Origin of the sequence: Bradyrhizobium sp. CCBAU 051011 (assembly GCF_009930815.1) — a bacterium.
GTDB lineage: Bacteria > Pseudomonadota > Alphaproteobacteria > Rhizobiales > Xanthobacteraceae > Bradyrhizobium.
Map to the genome: position 1 here is coordinate 7,508,159 of NZ_CP022222.1, position 17,071 is coordinate 7,525,229.

At 62.9% G+C, this 17,071-nt stretch carries 21 protein-coding genes; 7 read left to right on the top strand and 14 right to left on the bottom strand.

Annotated elements, in window-relative coordinates; genetic code table 11:
- Window positions 1–8 precede the first annotated feature (8 nt).
- Complete coding sequence (locus tag ACH79_RS35475; RefSeq protein WP_161855084.1) at window positions 9–308, top strand: DUF3572 domain-containing protein; 300 nt, start codon at window positions 9–11, stop codon at window positions 306–308.
- Window positions 305–1,609 (top strand): DNA polymerase IV, encoded by a 1,305-nt coding sequence (locus ACH79_RS35480; RefSeq protein ID WP_161855085.1) that lies wholly within the window; start codon window positions 305–307, stop codon window positions 1,607–1,609. Before ACH79_RS35475 ends, ACH79_RS35480 begins: the two co-directional genes overlap by 4 nt.
- 170 nt (window positions 1,610–1,779) lie before the next feature.
- Here the strand turns inward: ACH79_RS35480 and ACH79_RS35485 are convergent, their stop codons facing one another.
- Window positions 1,780–2,181 carry a RidA family protein gene (locus tag ACH79_RS35485; RefSeq protein ID WP_161855086.1) on the bottom strand — a complete coding sequence of 134 codons (402 nt, stop codon included), beginning with the start codon at window positions 2,179–2,181 and terminating at the stop codon, window positions 1,780–1,782.
- A 196-nt stretch (window positions 2,182–2,377) separates the two neighbouring features.
- Here ACH79_RS35485 and ACH79_RS35490 point away from each other — a divergent pair, with 196 nt between their 5' ends.
- On the top strand, window positions 2,378–2,728 hold the full coding sequence (locus tag ACH79_RS35490; RefSeq protein ID WP_161855087.1) for a hypothetical protein: 351 nt from the start codon (window positions 2,378–2,380) through the stop codon (window positions 2,726–2,728).
- Window positions 2,729–2,738: 10 nt separating this feature from the next.
- Here the strand turns inward: ACH79_RS35490 and ACH79_RS35495 are convergent, their stop codons facing one another.
- From ACH79_RS35495 to ACH79_RS35525, 7 genes are all read right to left on the bottom strand, one after another.
- Window positions 2,739–3,032, bottom strand: a complete 294-nt coding sequence (locus ACH79_RS35495; RefSeq protein ID WP_161855088.1) for a GYD domain-containing protein — start codon at window positions 3,030–3,032, stop codon at window positions 2,739–2,741.
- Between the two features lie 118 nt (window positions 3,033–3,150).
- A complete protein-coding gene (locus tag ACH79_RS35500; RefSeq protein WP_161855089.1) occupies window positions 3,151–3,915 on the bottom strand; it encodes a slipin family protein in 765 nt (254 codons plus the stop codon).
- Entirely contained in the window at window positions 3,915–5,318 is a 1,404-nt protein-coding gene (locus ACH79_RS35505) for a nodulation protein NfeD (protein ID WP_161855090.1), read from the bottom strand. Before ACH79_RS35505 ends, ACH79_RS35500 begins: the two co-directional genes overlap by 1 nt.
- A gap of 85 nt (window positions 5,319–5,403) precedes the next feature.
- The gene (locus tag ACH79_RS35510) at window positions 5,404–6,504 is read right to left on the bottom strand and encodes a dihydrolipoamide acetyltransferase family protein (protein WP_161855091.1); all 1,101 of its coding nucleotides are present in this window, start codon (window positions 6,502–6,504) and stop codon (window positions 5,404–5,406) included.
- 19 nt (window positions 6,505–6,523) lie between these two features.
- On the bottom strand, window positions 6,524–7,504 hold the full coding sequence (locus ACH79_RS35515; RefSeq protein ID WP_161855092.1) for an alpha-ketoacid dehydrogenase subunit beta: 981 nt from the start codon (window positions 7,502–7,504) through the stop codon (window positions 6,524–6,526).
- A complete protein-coding gene (gene pdhA, locus ACH79_RS35520; protein ID WP_161856729.1) occupies window positions 7,497–8,582 on the bottom strand; it encodes a pyruvate dehydrogenase (acetyl-transferring) E1 component subunit alpha in 1,086 nt (361 codons plus the stop codon). The genes ACH79_RS35515 and pdhA overlap by 8 nt, the downstream gene beginning before the upstream one ends.
- A 472-nt stretch (window positions 8,583–9,054) precedes the next feature.
- Window positions 9,055–9,915: a cell envelope integrity EipB family protein gene (locus tag ACH79_RS35525; RefSeq protein ID WP_161855093.1), complete on the bottom strand. Its 861-nt coding sequence runs from the start codon at window positions 9,913–9,915 to the stop codon at window positions 9,055–9,057.
- Between the two features lie 250 nt (window positions 9,916–10,165).
- On the opposite strand from ACH79_RS35525, the gene ACH79_RS35530 reads away from it, so the two are divergent.
- The 4 genes from ACH79_RS35530 to ACH79_RS35545 all read left to right on the top strand — a co-directional run bounded on the left by ACH79_RS35530 (window position 10,166) and on the right by ACH79_RS35545 (window position 13,222).
- A complete protein-coding gene (locus ACH79_RS35530) occupies window positions 10,166–10,633 on the top strand; it encodes a RidA family protein (RefSeq protein ID WP_057845844.1) in 468 nt (155 codons plus the stop codon).
- 14 nt (window positions 10,634–10,647) lie between these two features.
- Entirely contained in the window at window positions 10,648–11,400 is a 753-nt protein-coding gene (locus tag ACH79_RS35535; protein ID WP_161855094.1) for a glycerophosphodiester phosphodiesterase, read from the top strand.
- Between the two features lie 103 nt (window positions 11,401–11,503).
- Window positions 11,504–12,742, top strand: coding sequence for a GNAT family N-acetyltransferase (locus ACH79_RS35540; protein ID WP_161855095.1), 1,239 nt, complete (start codon window positions 11,504–11,506; stop codon window positions 12,740–12,742).
- Window positions 12,743–12,793: 51 nt separating this feature from the next.
- Entirely contained in the window at window positions 12,794–13,222 is a 429-nt protein-coding gene (locus ACH79_RS35545; protein ID WP_161855096.1) for an HIT domain-containing protein, read from the top strand.
- A 13-nt stretch (window positions 13,223–13,235) separates the two neighbouring features.
- On the opposite strand, the gene ACH79_RS35550 is transcribed toward ACH79_RS35545, so the two are convergent.
- The 6 genes from ACH79_RS35550 to ACH79_RS35575 all read right to left on the bottom strand — a co-directional run bounded on the left by ACH79_RS35550 (window position 13,236) and on the right by ACH79_RS35575 (window position 17,025).
- Window positions 13,236–13,646 (bottom strand): hypothetical protein, encoded by a 411-nt coding sequence (locus ACH79_RS35550; RefSeq protein ID WP_161855097.1) that lies wholly within the window; start codon window positions 13,644–13,646, stop codon window positions 13,236–13,238.
- A complete protein-coding gene (gene tsaA, locus ACH79_RS35555) occupies window positions 13,646–14,137 on the bottom strand; it encodes a tRNA (N6-threonylcarbamoyladenosine(37)-N6)-methyltransferase TrmO (RefSeq protein WP_161855098.1) in 492 nt (163 codons plus the stop codon). The genes ACH79_RS35550 and tsaA overlap by 1 nt, the downstream gene beginning before the upstream one ends.
- A 3-nt stretch (window positions 14,138–14,140) precedes the next feature.
- A complete protein-coding gene (locus ACH79_RS35560; protein WP_161855099.1) occupies window positions 14,141–15,112 on the bottom strand; it encodes a tripartite tricarboxylate transporter substrate binding protein in 972 nt (323 codons plus the stop codon).
- Window positions 15,113–15,171: 59 nt separating this feature from the next.
- Entirely contained in the window at window positions 15,172–15,516 is a 345-nt protein-coding gene (locus ACH79_RS35565) for an AzlD domain-containing protein (protein WP_161855100.1), read from the bottom strand.
- The gene (locus tag ACH79_RS35570; protein WP_202639103.1) at window positions 15,513–16,256 is read right to left on the bottom strand and encodes an AzlC family ABC transporter permease; all 744 of its coding nucleotides are present in this window, start codon (window positions 16,254–16,256) and stop codon (window positions 15,513–15,515) included. The genes ACH79_RS35565 and ACH79_RS35570 overlap by 4 nt, the downstream gene beginning before the upstream one ends.
- A 163-nt stretch (window positions 16,257–16,419) precedes the next feature.
- Complete coding sequence (locus ACH79_RS35575) at window positions 16,420–17,025, bottom strand: hypothetical protein (protein ID WP_161855102.1); 606 nt, start codon at window positions 17,023–17,025, stop codon at window positions 16,420–16,422.
- Window positions 17,026–17,071 lie beyond the last annotated feature (46 nt).

A 17,071-nucleotide genomic window follows, 5' to 3' on the forward strand; every position in this document is an offset into this window, starting at 1 on the left:
ATCGTCTGTTGAAAAAGCCTGTTCACAACCCCCGCGAAGTGGCTGAAATCGTTGCAGTTCAGGCGCTGAGTTTCATTGCCGGCGATCCCGAGCGGCTGGGCCTGTTCCTGGCCGAAACCGGTATCGGTCCGGAGACGCTGCGCACCGCCGCGGCCGACCCGCAATTTCTAGCATCGGTTTTGGATTTTGTGATGCGGGATGACGCCACCGTGCAGGCATTTGCGAGCGCCTCGCAACTGCATCCGACCAACATCGCCGCCGCCCGTCAGGTGCTGGGGGACCCGCACTGGGAGCGCGACGTGCCGTGAGCGCACCAGCGGCCTCGTTTGACGGTCCGCGCGCCTTTTGCCGGGACTGCCTCGGCGACCTCGATATCAAGGTGAGGCGGTGCGGCGAATGCGGTTCCCCGCGCCTCGTTCGCCACCATGCCCTGCCCTCGCTGACGCTGGCCCATATCGATTGCGACGCGTTCTATGCAACCGTCGAGAAGCGCGACAATCCGGAGCTTGCCGACAGGCCCGTGATCATCGGCGGCGGCAAGCGCGGCGTGGTGTCGGCCGCCTGCTACGTCTCGCGAACCTACGGCGTGCGCTCGGCCATGCCGATGTTCAAGGCGCTTGAGCTTTGCCCGCAGGCGGCCGTGATTCCGCCTGACATGGCGAAATATGTCCGCGTTGGCCGCGAGGTGCGCCACGCCATGCAGACGCTGACGCCGCTGGTGGAACCGCTGTCGATCGACGAGGCGTTTCTGGACCTTGCCGGCACCCAGCGCGTCCATGGCATGATTCCGGCAAAAGTGCTGGCGCGCTTTGCCCGCGACGTCGAGCGCGACATCGGCATCACGGTGTCCGTCGGCCTGTCCTGCAACAAGTTTTTGGCCAAGATCGCCTCCGATCTCGACAAGCCCCGCGGCTTTGCCGCCCTCGACCAGGTCGAGGCCCGCGAGATGCTGGCGGACAAGCCGGTCGGCTTCATATATGGCGTCGGCCCGGCAACCCAGGAAAAGCTGCTGCAGCGGGGTTTTCGCACCATCGCAGACCTGCAGCGTGCCGACGAGGTCGAGCTGATGAAGCAGTTCGGCGGCGAAGGCCGCCGGCTGTGGCGGCTGGCGCGCGGCATCGACGATCGCAGCGTGGTGCCCGACCGCGGCGCCAAGACGATATCGAGCGAAACCACGTTCGAGAACGACATCCGCGATTTCGCCACGCTGGAACGGCTGTTGTGGCGGCTGTCGGAGAAAGTGTCGTCGCGGCTGAAGAACAGCAATCTGGCCGGCTGCACTATCACGCTGAAGCTGAAAACCGCCGATTTCCGCCAGCGGACCCGCTCGCAATCGATCCAGGCGCCGACCCAGCTCGCCGCGAAGATTTTTGCGGTGTCACGCGAGATGCTGGCGAGGGAGATCGACGGCACCGCCTTCCGCCTGATGGGCACCGGCGTCAGCGCGCTGCGCGAGGGATCGCGCGGCGACGACAGCGACATGCTCGACCGCCGCTCCGCCCATGCCGAGCGCGCGATGGATGATTTGCGCAAGAAGTTCGGCAATGCCGCGGTGATCCGGGGCATCGCCTACAAGGGGCCGGTGAAGGAAGAGGATGAGGAGGAGTAACCGCTCTCACCCCGTCATTGCCTGCGACAAACGCGAAGCGTTTGCGCAAGGGAGCAAAGCGATGAAGCAATCCATCTGGCCGTTATGCCGCGCCATGGATTGCTTCGCGGAGCCTGTCATCGGGCGCGCATTCGCGCGACCCGTTGGCTCGCAATGACGAAGGAGAGACCTCAATCGACGACGGCCACGGCCTCAATCTCGATCAGCCATTCCGGGGCCGCGAGCGCCGTGACACCGACGAGCGTGCTCGCCGGCGGCTCCATGCCTTCAAAGAAGGCCGAGCGCGCCTTGCCGATGATCGGACGGAGCTCCGGCTTGTAGCCCACGACGAAGGTGGTGATCTTCACGATATCGGAATAACCCGCCCCGGCTGATTTCAGCGCCAGCCCGATATTGTGCATCACCTGTGTCGTCTGCGCGGCGAGATCGCCCTCGCCGACCACCCGCCCCTCCTCGTCGGTGGACACCTGTCCCGCGATATAGATCGTACGCGCGCCTGACGCGACGACGACGTGGGAGTAAGCCGGGTTGTGGTGAAGACCGCTTGGCCGAAGTTGTTCGAGCTTGCTCATTGTCTGCGCCTCCCTGACGTGCCTGATTGGGCCGAAGCGTATCCGGGTCCGACGCTCTCGACCATCCCTCAAGGAAAATACTCAACCATGCGGTCTTGAACCGGCAAGGAATGATCAGATTTCTATCAAGTCTCCAATTTGCAGGGGGCCCATGGGTCCGGATGCGTTTCACGATCCGACGCAAAAGGAGCGAAAGATGGCGTTTTTGAAACGGGAGTTGCATCGGCAGGTCAAAGGCCCCGAAGTCACGGAACTGGATTTCTGGAACCTGGTCTTCGACACCGACACCAAGCGCTTGTACATCGAGCACGAGTGGACCTACCTGGATTCGCGGATCCGTGGGGCTGCGGATTATCGAACCGACGTCATGGATATCGCGGCGTATCTGACGCAAGGCGGTCAAACGGCCGGCCACCGTGAACTCTGGCGGTTGCTGCGAGGCATCTTCAAGGAACAGTTCGAGCCGGAGGAGTACGAGCACGAGGTACCGTTCTCGGGACAGGCCCCGGTTCGGGACATCGAGCAGCAGGCGCCAAATCGTCCTTGACGAGTGGCTGTCAGAGCATCTTCTCGACAACCTTCGTCATGTCCGCCGCGGAGAAGGCTCGCAACGATTCGGTGCGAACATTGCCCAGGGCGCCAAGACTCAAGCTGAGCGACATGGCGGAAAATTCGTCCGGCGCATCGAGGATTGTCACAACATCATACCGCCCCTGCGTCCAGAACAGCTCCTTTACGGTCACTCCGAAGGTCTCGGCCGTCTTCCTGAAAGCCTCGGCCCGCTTCGGCGACTCCTTGGCATTGCGGATTCCCTGGTCGGTGAAGTTGCCAAGCACAACATAAGTTACCATCGTGGCTCTCCCTGGTTGTCGGATGCAGCCGAACCTTCCAGCTGAATGTTCGGCGGCATCGTCCGCGCTTCCCATCCTTCGGTCGCGGCATGCGGATGTTTGCCGGCAACGACCACAGTCACGTCGCTTCCCTCCGCCCTCCTGTCATATGGCCGAGCAAGTCCATCGGCAGCGGAAACACCACGGTCGAGGATCGCTCGCCGGCAATGTCGTGCAGCGCCGCGAAATAGCGTAACTGCATCGCCTGCGGCTCCCGCGCCAGCGTTCGGCCGGCCTCGACGAGCTTCTCGGCGGCTTGTTGCTCGCCCATTGCATTGATCACTTTGGCGCGCCGCAGCCGTTCCGCCTCGGCCTGCTTGGCAATCGCGCGCACCATGGTTTCATTGAGATCGATATCCTTGATCTCGACGGTGGTGACCTTGATGCCCCAGACATCGGTCTGCTGGTCGAGAATTTCCTGGACGTCGGCATTAAGCCGGTCCCGTTCGGCAAGCATCTCGTCCAGCTCGTGTTTGCCGAGCACCGAGCGCAGCGTGGTCTGCGCGAGCTGGCTGGTCGCGGACATGTAATCGCCGACCTTGATGATGGCGCGCTCGGGATCGATGATGCGGAAGTAGAGAACGGCATTGACCTTGACCGAAACGTTGTCGCGCGAAATCACATCCTGGGGCGGTACGACCTGCACCATTACCCGGAGATCGACCTTCACCATCTGCTGCACGACCGGAATCAGGATGATGAATCCCGGACCCTTCACTCCGGTGAAGCGGCCGAGCGTGAACACGACGCCTCGCTCGTATTCTCGCAGGATGCGAATGGCCGAGGACAGAAACAGCACCACGAGCACTGCGAGCGTCGCATAAGTCAAATAATCAAGCATCATCACGTACCTCCTTCGCGGGCGGTCAGCACCGGCCGGCGCCGTACCACGAGCGTCAAATCCACGACGTTGGCCACCTCGACCACCTCACCGGGCTTGAAGGCTTCAGTGCCGCGCGCCTGCCAGCGTTCACCCTGGGTAAAGACGTGGCCCTCGCGCTCGGACCAGTCGAGGATTTCGGCTGATAGCCCGCGCATGGCTTGCGCGCCGAGACGTACGGGGCCTTTTCGGGCTCGTTGAAGCGAGCCGAGGACAACCAGAATCAGGCCGATGAAGATCGCCGCCGCGATGCCGATCACCGGCCATGACAGCCGGAATCCGGGCTCCTCGATCTCGAACAACATCACCGCTCCGAGCACGAATGCGATGATGCCGCCGAGACCGATCACGACGGTCGGGTTGAAGACTTCGATGACCAGGAGCGTGATCCCCAGCAGGATCAGGCCAAGGCCCGCATAGTTGATGGGCAGCATATTGAGCGCATAGAGGCCGAGCAGCAGACAGATCGTGCCGATCACCCCGGGCGCGACCGCGCCGGGCGAGGAAAGCTCGAAAATCAGGCCGTAGATGCCGACCAGCATCAGAATGAAGGCGATGTTGGGATCGGTGATCACCCTCAGAAATCGCAAGATCCATCCAGGGTCGAGCGCTTCACGCGCGGCTTCGCTGGTCGCCAGATGCCGCGTATCGCCGCCCGCAATCTCGACCGCACGACCATTGATTTGCCTGAGCAGTTCGGCCTGGTCGCGTGCGACGAGATCGATGACCTTTGCCTGCAAGGCGGCATTCGCGGAAAGGCTTTCGGCCTCCCGCACCGCCTTTTCCGCCCAATCGGCATTGCGGCCGCGCAACTCGGCAAGACTGCGGATCAAGGCGACGGCGTCGTTGGTCGCCTTCGCCGTCATGGCATCCTTTGTCTTCGGCTTCTGGTCGCTGCCGTTCTTCTTGTCCTTGTCGCCCTTGTCAGGGGTAGCGTCCGGCAGGCCCGGCAGCGGGCCGCCAATCTGCACCGGCGTCGCCGCTCCGAGATTGGTGCCCGGCGCCATGGCCGCGATATGCGTGGCGTAGAGGATATAGGTTCCGGCGCTGGCCGCATGAGCTCCGGAGGGCGCAACGTAACCGACGACGGGCACGCGCGACGCCAGCACGTCTGCGATGATCTCGCGCATGCTGGTCGAGAGACCGCCCGGCGTATTCATGCGGAGAATGACAACCTCGGCACGTCGTTCGGTTGCCTTGGTCAGCGCGTCCTTCACGTAACGGGCCGTCGCCGGCCCGATCGCTCCGTCGACCGAGACGGTCAGCGCAAGCTTGCCGCTGTTCTCCCCCGCCGGGGCGGCAAGGGGAGAGACCAAAAGGGCAGCGGCTGCAGCGGCCGCCACAAGAGTCGCCTGTACGTTCTGCACAGCAAGGACTCCCTTATCGAAACGATATGGGGGTCTCCTCGTCGCATCTCAATATACCCATACGGGGCCCCGCGCACGGCAGTCTTCACGAGATCTGCTCAAGATCCGCTTTGAGTGCCACCAGGAAGCGAGCGGCTTCACCGCCCGTCACCACGCGATGGTCAAAGGTGAGCGACAATGGCAGTACGCGCCTCACCGCCGGCTGGCCCCGATACGCGACCACCCCCTGGGTAATCCGGCCGGCGCCGATGATCGCCACTTGTGGCGGTACGACGATCAGGCTGGCGAAACGGCCTCCGATCATTCCGAAATTCGACAGCGTAATCGTCGCTCCGCGCAGTTCTCCCGGAGGTATCGCGCGTGCGACGGCGTCAGCCCGCATCCGGTCAAGCCCGGTTCGCAGGTCCGACACGTCTCGTGCCGCAACATTGCGCAACACGGGAACGATAAGCCCGCCCCCGGTATCGACGGCGATGCCGAGATCGATGCGGTCGATCAGACGCCGTTCACCCGCGCCGGAATTGTACCAGCAATTGAGCGCAGGCTCGGCCTTGCAGGCGACAGCGATCGCTCGCACCAGTCGGATTGTCACGTCCTCACCGGTTGGCCAATCGTCGATATCGGCCTCATCGGTGACACCCGCGGGGACGATTTCGGCATGAGCCGCCGTCATGCGCTGAGCCATCGCGCGCCGCAAGCCGCGCAGGAGTTCGGCAGGTCCGCTTTGGGACAAACTCTTGGCCGCCCTTTCCACGTCCGCACGGGTGATGGTGCCGTCAGGTCCTGTGGCTTCGACGAGATCGAGATCGACGTCGAGCTTGCGGGCAAGCGCACGTACCGCCGGAAAAACCTGTGCCTTCTCTCCGGCCGTTCGTCTGGAAACTGTTGCTGCTGCAGCCGGTGACTCACTGGGGCCGAGTTCGCCGACAATGGTGCCGCTGTCCTGCTCGGGACCTTCAGCAAACTCGACGAGCGGCGCGCCGACCTTCACCACGTCGCCCTTGGCGCCGAACAAATGCAGGATGCGTCCGCTCGATGGCGATGGCACCTCGACGACGGCCTTGTCTGTCTCGACGGATACCAGCGGCTGATCGGTGACGACATGATCGCCTTCGTTGACATACCAGTTCACGATCTCCGCCTCTTCGAGACCCTCTCCCAGATCCGGCAATACGAACTGGCGCATGGGACAAGTCCGCTAGCAATCAACTGAACTGACATACTTGGCGCGCGGCCGTGACGATACGATCGACCGATGGCATCATATGCTGCTCGAGCCGCGCCATCGGAATGATCGCGTCGTAGCCGGTGACGCGGGCCACGGGCGCGAGCAGCGAAGTCAGGCCGCGCTCGGCGATCAGTGCGGCGATCTCGGCTCCGAATCCGCCGGTGCGCGTCGCCTCGTGCACGATGACGCAACGCCCGGTTTTTGCGACCGAGCCGAGCACCGTCGCTTCATCGTAGGGTTTGAGCGTGGCGAGATCGATCACTTCGGCGGCGACACCCTCGGCAGCCAGCGCGTCGGCCGCCGCCATGGTTTCCTTCAGCATCGCGCCCCAGCTGATCAGCGTGACGTCGCGGCCCTGGCGCAGGACAAAGGCGACATCCAGCGGCAAGGCTTCGCCGTTGTCTTCCACCTCGCCTTTCGCCGCGCGGTAGATGCGCGTCGGCTCGAGAAACACCACCGGATCGGGATCGCGGATCGCGGCAAGCAGCAGCCCGTACGCGCGTTCCGGCGACGAGGGAATGACAACGCGCAAGCCGGGGATATGGGCGAGCATCGCCTCGGTGCTTTCGGAATGATGCTCGGGCGCGCGAATGCCGGCGCCATGCGGCGTGCGCAGAACCATTGGACAGGTGAGCCGTCCCTGCGTGCGGTTGCGGATTCGGGAGGCGTGGTTCACCAGTTGATCGATGCAGGGATACAGAAATCCCATGAACTGGATTTCGCCTACGGGTTTCAAGCCCTGCGCCGCCATGCCGACGCAGAGTCCGCTGATCAGGAGTTCGGCAAGCGGCGTATCGAGGACGCGCTCGGGGCCGAAACGGGTTTGCAGCCCGACGGTCGCGCGGAAGACGCCGCCATTGATGCCGACATCTTCGCCAAGCACGACGACGTCAGGATCATCCTCCATCGCGCGGGCGAGCGCCAGATTGACGGCTTCGACCAACGTCATTTCAGGCATCGCCCTCTCCCGCGAGTTTGCGGCGCTGCGCGGCATAGACCCGGGGCAGATCGGCATAGAGATGCTCGAACATGGATTCAGGCCGGCGTGGCTCCGTTGCCAGGTAGCGCTCGACCGCTGCCTCGACGTGGTCATGGCACTCCGCGGCAAGCCGTTCTTCCTGCGCCTTGCTCCACATCTTTTGACCGACGAGGTAGCTCCTCAGGCGCGCAATCGGCTCTTCCTTCCAGCGCGCCTGAACTTCCTCGGCCGAACGATAGCGTAACGCGTCATCGGAGGTCGTATGATCGCCGAGCCGGTAGGTGACCGCTTCGATGAAGCGCGGGCCCTGGCCGTCACGGGCGGCGGCGATGGCGTCTTCGGCCGCGGCGCGCATCGCCACGACATCGCTGCCGTCCACCTGTTCGCCGATGAAGCCGGCGGCGATGGCTTTCTGCGCCAATGTTTCGCAACCGGTCTGCAGCCGTAACGGGACGGAAATAGCCCATTGATTGTTGGTGGCGACGAACACGACCGGCAATTTGTGTACGCCGGCAAAATTCATCGCCTCGTAGACATCCCCCTTCGAGGTGGCGCCATCACCGAACATGCATACGGCGACGCGCGGCTGCTTGCGCAGCTTGAAGGCATAGGCAACGCCTGCGGCATGCGGCGCCTGCGATCCCACGGGAACGCAGAACGGGAAATCCTCGACCGGTCCGGAGAAGTGATTGCCCCGCTCGTCCCCTCCCCAGAACAGAAGAATTTCCTCCAGCTTGACCCCACGCCAGATCAGCGCGCCATTGTCGCGATAGGAGGGCAACAGGACGTCCTCTGCGCGCATCGCGCTGGCTATCCCGACCGACACCGCCTCCTGCCCTAGCGAAACGGCGTAGGTCCCGAGCCGGCCGGTGCGCTGCAATGCGACAGCCTTTCGGTCAAAGTTGCGCAGCAGCATCATCGCTCGATAGAGCGCGGTGAGGAGGTCGGCATCGGAGGCGAATGCAGGGAGCGGCCGGTTAATCGAGCCGTCTGGCGCGAGGTAGTTGCGGTGGCGCACCTCAAAGCGCGCGACGACCGGAAGCCCTCCGTCTGCCATTTTCTTGCTGGCCACGTCCTCGCTCCCAGAGCGATTCTGCATCCCACCATTCGTAATTGGTGCTGCGCCTGAACAATACAAGATGGGTACGCCCATCCCGCATGGCCGTTGCTGCACCGCGGGCTCGCAGGGGCCCTCACCATCGTGGAAACGGCACCGTGCCAGTGCTATATCAAGGCATGGCAAATGGTCAGGTTGTCCTCGTAACAACTGAACCGTTGGGAGGCGGTGCGCCCGTTCGCTCGGTCTACTATGTGGCTGAACAGGATCCGGCAAAGGCCGAAGCGATTATCGCAGCAATGATGGCTCCGAACGAAAGGGTCGAAGCCTTAGGGCCGCTTCCGGAGCCAGCCGTCAAAGCGCTCGGATTGAAGCCCGGCGACTTCACGCACGGATGAAATCAAGCAACGATTGTGATACCCGCGCGCAGTCTCCGGCTGCGGACCGGCGCGACGGTGCCGTCACTTGACCGTCACTTGCACGGCTTGGAATCCCTGACGTCGAACCGGCCCATCGCACCCGCAATCACGAAGTCATTGTAGTCGAGCACCAGCGCGCGGGAGACGCCGTTTTCGAACAGCTCGAACGACATCGCGTAAACCGGCGTCTGCTCGCCTTCCTTGGCCTTGGCGTCATGGTCGTAATAGCTGACGGTCACCGGCCAGCGGGTCAGCGCCTTCATCTGGTCGTTGGCAGTCGCGGGATCGGGCGTCGCGATGCTGCGGGTGCCCGGGATCGGCTGCCCGATCACCGACAGCGTATTGTAGACCTTCTCGCCATTGTCGGAGCCGTCATAGACCATCAGTTCCAGTACCGATTTGCCCGCGCGGGCGGCAGCGATGATGTGCTGGATCTGCTCGGTCGGAAACACCACCTTGCCATCGAGCTCGAACGTCTTCGCAACAGGCTGCTTCAACCTGACCGTGATGCGGTCGCCGACCCGCTCCGCCATACCATCGATCGGAGCGGAATTGGCATCGTTCATCCGGCTATCGATCTTGAAGCGATAGCTCTTGCCGGCGCCGTCCTCCCAGGAATGCGACCGCAGATCGCTCAGCGTCACCTTGCCCTCACCGCTGTCGAGTTCCGACACCTGGCGGAATTCGGAGGTGTAGCCCTCGCAGGCGCTGCCCGAGAAATTGTACAGGATGCGCCCGCGCGCGCCCGATATCGCATTGGTTCCGCGCGACTTGACCAGCTTCAATTCATACAGCGCCTGATGGGAAAGAAACGGCCCGCTGGCGCCCGCCAGCGCCGGTCCGCTTGCGAAGCCGCAGACCAGGGTCGTTGCAGCCGAGAACACCAACGCACGAACCGGAATCGAGCTAGCCATATCCAGTTTTTCCTCGAGGGGAGATTCGATTACATTAGTGATGGCTCCATTGCGTCGCAACTAGGGCGGGGTTACGAAAACGTAAGAATTCGATGCCGAAGCCCCTGTTTTTCGGCGGTTTCGGACAGGATCGCTCGATCGCGGCGCGGGACGCGGCTCCGCCGTCGCTTGCAAGACAAAGCGCGATGCGCGAAACAATGCGCGCCTGATAGAAGTCAGGCGGGGTCACATCAAGCGGGGACACAAAAACATGGCGGGTACGGTCGAACAGAAGCTGGCGGCACAGGGGATCGTCCTGAACGAGCCCCGCACCCCCATGGCGAACTATGTCGGCTTCGTGCGTAGCGGCAATCTGCTGTTCGTCTCCGGCCAGGTCTGCGCCAATGCGGAAGGCAAGCTGATTGCCAAGGGCAAGCTCGGGGCCGGCGTCACCATCGAACAGGGCTACGCCGCGGCGCAGGGCTGTGGCGTCAATTTGCTGGCCCAGGTCAAGGCTGCGCTCGGCGATCTCGACAAGGTGGTCCGCGTCGTCAGGCTCGGCGGCTTCATCAATTCTGCGCCTGATTTCCTCGACGGGCCCAAGGTGCTCAACGGTGCCTCCGACCTGATGGTCACGGCTTTCGGCGACAAGGGCCGGCATGCCCGCACCACCGTCGGCGTCGCCTCGCTGCCCTCGGACGCCGCCGTCGAGGTCGACGCTATCTTCGAAGTGTCCTGAGCTGAGCGCTCCGCGTGCGTGCCCCGGAGTGGCTGACGGCGCGGCCGGTCGCTCATCGCGGCCTGCATAATATTGCGCGCGGCATCGTCGAAAACATGCCGGCGGCCGCGCAGGCCGCCGTTGACGGCAATTTTTCCATCGAATGCGACATCCAGCTTTCGTCCGATGGCGAAGCGATGGTGCATCATGATAACGCGCTTGGCCGCCTCACCGAGGGTTCCGGCGCGTTGCTGGGCAAGACCGCGGCCGAACTCAAGGCCGTGAAGTTCAAGGATACGCCGGAGCGGATGATGACGCTCGGCGATCTCTGTGCGCTCGTCGCAGGCCGCGTGCCACTGGTGATCGAGGTGAAAAGCCATTTCGACGGCGACCGCCGGCTGGTGAAGCGAATGGCCGAGGTACTGGCCTCGTATGACGGCCCCGCGGTCGGCATGTCCTTCGATCCGGATCAGGTGGTGGCGCTGCGCGAACTGATCCCCGGCCGCGCCCGCGGCATCGTTGCCGAACGCGAATATACCGCCGAAGAGTGGCCGGAAGCATCAGTGGAACAGCGTCGCGGCATGACGCATCTGCGCCACGCGTTTTGGAGCCGCCCCGATTTCGTCGCCTATTGGGTCAACGAACTGCCCGCAACGGCCCCCTGGATCGCCCGCAACATCTTCGGCCTGCCCCTGCTCGCCTGGACCGTGCGCACGCCCGAGCAGCGCGAACGGGCCGCGCGTTACGCCGATCAGATGATTTTTGAAGGGTTTTACCCGGGAACCTGATCCGAGCCATGCGGCCTTGAAGTCGTCGTTGCAATGCACGATCTTTGGGGTGGTCACCATGGGCGATGGCTGATCGCATCATGGGACCGGTCCGATTTTCTAGATGGCATCATCCGAAATCACCCTCGAAGCCGTTCCCTCCGTCAGCGACATCAAGGCTGCGGAATGGGACGCCTGCGCCAATCCGGCAGGCGATCCGAATGGCCTGGAAAATCTGGATACGCTGGCCCCGCCGGAAGCTTCCTGCGCGATTTCAAAGCCAGTCTATAACCCCTTCGTTTCCCATGCATTTTTTGCGGCGGCCGAAGCCTCGGGCTCGGCCTGCGCCCGCACCGGCTGGGGTCCGCGGCATCTTTTGGCGCGGCTCGACGGCGAGATCGTCGGCATCGTGCCCTGCTATCTGAAAAATCACTCGCAAGGCGAATATGTCTTCGACCGCGGCTGGGCCGATGCTTATGAACGTGCGGGCGGACGTTATTACCCGAAACTGCAGGTCTCGGTGCCGTTCACGCCCGCAACCGGCCCGCGGCTATTGATCCGCGATGGCGTCGACCGCGCGCTGATCGGCTCGGCGCTGGCACGCGGACTGATGGCGCTGTGCAACGCCACCGGCGCCTCCTCTGTACACGTGACCTTTGCCCGCGAGGCGGAAGCAAAATTGCTGGGCGCGCACGGATTCCTGCAGCGGAACGACCAGCAATTTCACTGGCACAATGAGGGCTACGGTACCTTCGACGATTTCCTGAATTCGCTGAACTCACGCCACCGCAAGTCGATCAAGCGCGAGCGGCGCGAAGCGGTGACCGCGGGGATCACGATCCACCGCCTGACCGGTGCCGACATCACCGAGGATGCGTGGGATGCATTCTTCGCGTTCTACATGGAGACCGGCTCGCGCAAATGGGGCCGCCCCTATCTCACCCGAAAATTCTTCTCGCTGATCGGCGAGAGCATGAGCCGCGACGTGATGCTGGTGATGGCCAAACGCAACGGCCGCTGGATCGCAGGCGCGATCAATTTCGTCGGCTCCGATACGCTGTTCGGCCGCAACTGGGGCGCGGTCGAGCACCACCCGTTCCTGCATTTCGAAGTCTGCTACTATCAGGCGATCGATTTTGCGATCGAGCGCGGCCTGAAAATCGTCGAAGCCGGCGCGCAGGGCGAGCACAAGCTGGCGCGCGGTTACCTGCCGCAAACCACCTACTCCGCGCACTTCATCGCCGATCCCGATTTGCGCCGCGCGATCGCGGACTATCTGAAGCGCGAGCGCGCCTATGTGGCCGAGGTCGGCCGCGAGCTGACGGAAGCCGGCCCGTTCCGCAAGGCCGCCGACGAGGCTTGACCGCGCCTGCGGCCGATATGAGATTGAAGACCAAACTTGAGGGAAGCAGCCATGCCCGCCTATGACGCCAACAACCCCTTCGCAAAAATCCTGCGCGGCGAGTTTCCCTGCCACAAGGTCTACGAGGACGACCACGTGCTGGCCTTCCTCGACATCATGCCGAGGTCGCCGGGCCATACGCTGGTGATCCCAAAAGCCCCTGCCCGCAACATTCTCGACATCACCCCCGACGATTACGCCCACGTCGCACGCGCCGCCCACAAGATCGCCGCCGCCGCGATGAAAGCGTTCCAGGCCGACGGCATCACCGTGCAGCAATTCAACGAGCCCGCCGGCGGGCAAGTCGTATTCCATCTGCACATGCACGTGATGCCGCGCCATGACGGCGTGGCGCTATTGCCGCCCGCCAGCCGCAAGGAGGATGTGAAAGTGCTGGAGGATAACGCGACCAAGCTGGCCGCGGCGCTGGAGGGAGGTTAGGCTGTCGGATTGCTCAGCGGCTCGACCCGCATTGAGTTGAAATCGCGGCGTATCGCTTCGCAGAATACGAGGTCATGGTTGCACTAATTGCAACCATGCCGAAGAGTACTGAGTAAACGAGAAACATGCCCAACGTGACACGAAAGGCTGAAAGCTCAAACACGGTCACATCAAGATTTTTGAATTGTTGGAAAGTTCTTAGGTCTCTCCTCGACTTCTCAACGATTACTGCCACCAATGCACTGAACAGAGGCAATGCCCAGAAATCGGAAGCCGCGCTCCGATAACCCCCGATGGGATTGAGCTCTGCGCACACCGGAAGGCTTGCGCGGGTCCACGCCAAATAGCTGAACACCGACGTTCCACAGGCAAACGCGACGGCCATCACCGTCGCCATTGTCGATATGATGCGGAAACTGGACATCACTCCGTCTGAAAATCCCCGCTCTTCTGCGCCGCCAGTGGCGAGAACTCGCAGCGGTCGGGCTTCACGTCGAGCAGCGGCGTCTCGTCGAGGCAGTCGAGGCCGCGCACCAGGATCGTGTTGCCCTCGACGCCGACGAACTTCACGATCGAGGTGCCGATCGGGTTCGGTCGCACCGGCGAGCGCAGCGAAAACGTGCCGCGGGTTTTCTGGTTGTTCTTCGGGCTTTGCAGCACCAGGTCGCGGCGCGACTGGTGCAGCCAATAGATCACTTCGAGATTCTCATAGAATTCGACGCCCTTGATCGCGGGCACCCAGGGCTCGAAAATCTCGAGACGGCAGACCGGGCCGTCGTGACGGCCCTGCCGTGGCGTGTCCAGCCGCGACTTCCAGGGCGTGCGGATGCGGCCGATGAAGACGAGGCCGGCATCGCGGGCCGACGGCATGTCGACGGTGAGTTCGCCCTCGCGGATTTCAGTCTTCTGAGCCATCGCCTAGTCCAGTGAGATGTTGAGCGCCTTTATCACACCTGCCCACCGCGCGCGATCGGTCGCGACGAATTTATCGATCTCGGCCTGGCTTTTGGGCCGCAGCGGCAAATACCCGACCTTCTCGAGCGATGCGCGGAATGTATCATCGCCCAGAGCCTTGTGCAGACTGGCCGTGAGCTTTTGCGCGATATCGTCAGGCAGTTTCGACGGCCCGGCGATGCCGAACCAGACGCCGACGACGTAATCGGGATAGCCGCTCTCCGCCACGGTCGGCACATCGGGCAGGTCGGGAATGCGTTGCGCCGAGCTGACCGCAAGCGGCCGCAGCAGCCCACCCTTGACCGGCGGCAGCGCGGTGCCGAGCGTATCGAACATCACCTGGATATTACCCGACAGCAGGTCAGTCAGCGCAGGTCCTGCGCCTTTGTAAGCCACATGAACCATGTCGATACCGGCCATCTGCTTGAACATCTCGCCGGCCAGATGAATGGTGCCGCCGGTGCCGGCCGAGCCGAAATTGAGTTTTCCCGGGTTCTGCTTGGCGTAGGCCACGAACTCCGCGACCGTCTTGGCGGGTACGGACGGATGAACCTCCATGACGACAGGCAGGTCTGTGATCAACGCCAGCATCCGGAAATCCTTCACGGGGTCGTAAGGCAGCTTCTTGTAGAGCAACGGATTGAGCACGAAGATCGATGCCGCCGTGAAAAACAGCGTGTAGCCGTCGGGCTCGGAGCGCGCCGCCGCCTCGGCGCCGATCGCGCCCTGCGCGCCGGCCTTGTTCTCGACCACCACCGCCTGCTTGAGGTCGCGGGCCAGATATTCGCCGACCATGCGTCCCAGCACATCGGTCGGGCCGCCCGCGGCATAGGGCACGATCAGCTTGATCGGGCGCACCGGGTATTCCGCCGCATGCGCCGGCAGCGCGGTGCAGACGAGGCTGCAGGCCAGCGCCGACAATTTCAACCAGTTCATTTTGGTTTCCTCGGCGTTTCTTATATGCCGGACAGTACCCGATTATCGGCTGCCCGCAATCAACCGAGCCACCATTTCCCAGCCACGAGGACGATCTCGCCAGAGACCACGCCGGCAAAGATGGAGCGCCGCGTCAGCATGAACACGGCAAAGCCGGCGGCGACCGCGCCGTAGCGCAGCCAGTCCGGGACATCAGCCAGCACGCCCGGCGGCTGCACCAGGATTTGCGCGATGACGCCGGCGAGGATGGCGGTCGCCACCGCCCTCACCCACACCAGAATTTCGGAGCTCTCGTCGACGCCGGCCCCGAACCATAGCCCCGCCATCCGCCAGATCTCGTTGGGCAGGAAACCGGCGAGCACCAGGATCAACAGCGCGTTCGGACTGCCGAAGAACTCGCTCATGCGCGCTCCCTCTCCCACCACCAGTGAACACCGTAGGCGATGGTGCCGGCCGTGATGCCGCTGATCAGAATATCGACACCAGTTTGAAGCATCGATACCAGCGGGAACAGCGCCAGTCCCAGCACCAGCGCCAACACGTCCGATATCTGCCGGCAATTGCGCGCGGTCGATAGCAGGAACGCGAGCGGCGTCAGCAGCAGGATCGCCGCGCCGAACAGCGGCGGCAGCTTGGCAGCCAGGCCATAGCCGAGCGTGGTCGCGACCATGCAAACGGTGACGAGGCCGCAGCCAAGCCCATGCGTGAACGCGATGCGCCGCTCGCGCGGCACTTTCGGCAACAGCCGGTAGCATTCGACCCACAGGGTGACGGCGATGAAATGCGTCGCCAGTACGAGGTGACGGCGCCTGGTCTTGGGCGTCTTCATCAGCGGCAAGACCGACACCACCATCGGAAACAGCCGGATCGCGCTCACCGTCACCGCAATCGCCGCCTGCACCGCGGTCGCGCCGGAGCCCAGCGTCGAGATCAGGATGATCTGTGCCGGGCCTGCCCAGACCAGCAGCGTCCTGCCGAGCACCCAGCCCAGGCTGAAACCGCTGTCATGTGCGAGCGCGCCGATGCCGAGATAGGTCGCAAACAGCACCAGCGTGAGCACGGTGGACGCGACCGAACTCATGCCCCATGCGAACGCGCGGAGCGGGCTTTTCCAACTGGGAGAGTCGAGTTGAGGTAGTGCCACGGGACCGGATGAGAATTTGAGTCGTTGCGCGCATAGGGCTGACGAAAGCAGCCTGCGTCAACCAAGTGCAGCTCAGGGCGGCTATGCAATCGGCGGTGCAATCGGGACATTCGAGCCTCGACCCATCCAGTAAGGAGTTTAAGCGCTGTCCAGACCGAACGCCTCAGCGCCAGCCGATCCCGGGATAGATCACATCGAACAGCCCGACCCATACCATCATCGCACAGGCGCCCAGCGTGATCGCGGAGGGAATTCTCACATGCGTCTGCAGAAATGCCCTCTTCGTCCACGTCACGTAGGCCAAAACCGCTGCTATGAGCAGCGGGGCGACGAGCCAGATGATTGCGAGAAGAACATATTTCACAACCAGATACACGTAGGGAATATCGGCCATATTGATCTTCAAGACAGCATCGACGCCTTGCACAAGAAGAACGCTTGCCAACAACGCTATGATCGCGCGTGCAGCCATACCATAGCGGCAGACATGGAGCAGGAATACCGAGAAGCTCCAGGCGAGGCACAGAGCGACCTTGTCCCATCTGACGGTGCCATCAATCCAGTAGCGAGGGCTCGGGGCCTTGACGGCCCACATGAGTGCATTCTGCCAATCGGAATTCAGCAGAAGCCACAGCACGAGGCTCCCTGCACACAAACCCCAATGAGCAAGGCGCTCCACAGATCCAAGCTGATTCACGGTTATGCCGTCAGTTTGATCGCGACGAATCCTGGAGAGATAGGCAAGCAGCCCCTGATTGGCAAAGGACAATCCGTGATTGCATTCCCGGATATCGCTTCGCTCATCCGGGCTACGA